Origin of the sequence: Candidatus Protofrankia californiensis (assembly GCF_900634765.1) — a bacterium.
GTDB lineage: Bacteria > Actinomycetota > Actinomycetes > Frankiales > Frankiaceae > Protofrankia > Protofrankia californiensis.
This window is the reverse complement of record NZ_CAAAFT010000163.1, coordinates 1-1,824: the sequence shown is the minus strand read 5'-3', so window position 1 is coordinate 1,824 and position 1,824 is coordinate 1. Positions and strand designations below refer to the sequence as shown.

Here is a 1,824-nt window from a genome sequence, read left to right as displayed (position 1 = left end):
CCGCCGAACAGTGTGGACAGCCCGCCTCCCTTGGCCCGGTGCAACAGGACGAGCAGCATCAGAAGCACACTCGTGATGATCAGGACAACCGACAGCCCAACAGTCATCTCCGGACCCGCTCCCGCACCGTCATCCAGTGATCTCGTAAACCTGCCGGCCCTGCCGCATCGTTTCGCGGCGCGACAGGAACCCCGACGCGAGGAACCATCATCGCGCCTCCTTCGACATACCCATAACCCAAGAGCCTCCGGCGGCGCGACGAACCATGATCGCGCCTCCTTCGGCTGGCCGGCTGACTGACGACACTGACTGACTGACAATCGTGCCAAGGTACCGCACGGCGATCCCGCGGCCGGCACAGCACACCACCGCCAGATCATGCCCGTCCGCACTGCGGCCCCTCGCCGGGGCCTGAGGGGACGACCTACGGTACGACACCGAGCGAGGCGAAGTCCGTCATCATGTACCCGGGCGAGTAGTGGATGTTGGTGAGCCGGCTGCTGTAGACGTTGAGCGCCCGGTCGTAGAGCAGCGGGATGTAGGCGGCAGACCCCACGACCGCCCGGTCCGTCTCCGTCCAGACGCTCGCCGCATCCTCGCTGTCAGCCGTCCGGATGCCCTGGTCCAGGCGCTGGTCGACCGCGGACAGATCCAGTTCGGCGATGTTGGTGTTGTGCTGAGGCCGGATCGCGCTCCCGGCGGCGAGAGGGGCGAGGAAGGCGTACGGCGTCGGTCGGGTACCCGCCCCGGCGGCCAGGGCGAGACCGTACTTCATGCTGTGGACGCGCTCCGGGCTGTCCAGCGCCGCAGCGTATCCGGCGTCGTCGAGCTTCTCGACGGTGACCGTGATGCCGACCCGGGCAAGCGAGGTGCGGACCGCTTCGGCCTGGGCGAGGGAAAGCGGGTCCGAGCGTGTGGCGAGCGTGGTCGCGAAGCCGTTCGGTTGACCGCAGGTGTTCAGTTCCGCTCTGGCCCTGGCGATGTTCCCGGTGCTGCCGGAACTCGGGAAAAGATCGAACCAGGAGAAGAACCGCACCGGTGGGGTGAGCATCGTGGACGCGATGTCGCCCCCGAGGAGGGGACCACCGCGCGCGGTCTGTTGCGCCTTCTTGTCCAGTGCCCAGACCACGGCGTTACGGCAGGCGACGTTGTCCAACGGTGTGACCTTGGTGAGCACGGCCAGGTAGTGCAGCCCGCCGGTCGCTTCACTGGTGGTCCGGGCCGCGCGCAGGCCGGGATTCGCGCTGATCCGGGCGGCGGCTTCGGCTCCCACCCCGCTCTGGTCGGCGGAGACGTCGGCCTGGTCGGTCAGGATGCGGCTGTCGACGTCGGCCGCGGCGAGCCCCATCCGCTCCACGATGCGGTCGGGGTGGGCGGGCCGGTTCGGGTCGGTCCGCGGATTCCACTGCGGGTTACGCACGAGGGTGAGGGACTCGCCCGGACGGTAGTTCTCAATCTTGTACGGTCCGGAGGCCACCGGCCGGGCTCCGTACCCGGCGCCGGTGTCGTGCGCCCGGGGCACGGGCGTGGAGACCGGGGAGGCCATGACGAGGTTCCAGTCCGCGAACGGCCGGTTCAGCCGGAACGTGATGGTCCGGTCGTCCGGCGTCGTCACCGAGGCCAGACCGAGGCGGTCAGGCGTCGGGTCGCTGTAGGGACCCCGGTAGGGGTTGTTCTCGTCCTGCAGGAGCTCCACCACCTCACCGGAACCGCCACTGATCACGTCCGTGGCGAAAGCCCGCTCGATCCCGTACTTGACGTCCCTGGACGTGATCGGGGCGCCGTCCTCGAAGGTCAGCCCCTCCCGGATCGTGTACGTCCAGG

General features: G+C 68.8%; 2 protein-coding genes. Both read right to left on the bottom strand.

Annotated elements, in window-relative coordinates:
* Positions 1-107, bottom strand: a 107-nt coding sequence (gene secG / locus DD1DGNOD_RS31120) for a preprotein translocase subunit SecG (protein WP_131769915.1), incomplete at its 3' end; no start/stop codon positions are given.
* 317 nt (positions 108-424) lie between these two features.
* Positions 425-1,824, bottom strand: a 1,400-nt coding sequence (locus DD1DGNOD_RS09290) for an ABC transporter substrate-binding protein (RefSeq protein ID WP_131769912.1), incomplete at its 5' end; no start/stop codon positions are given.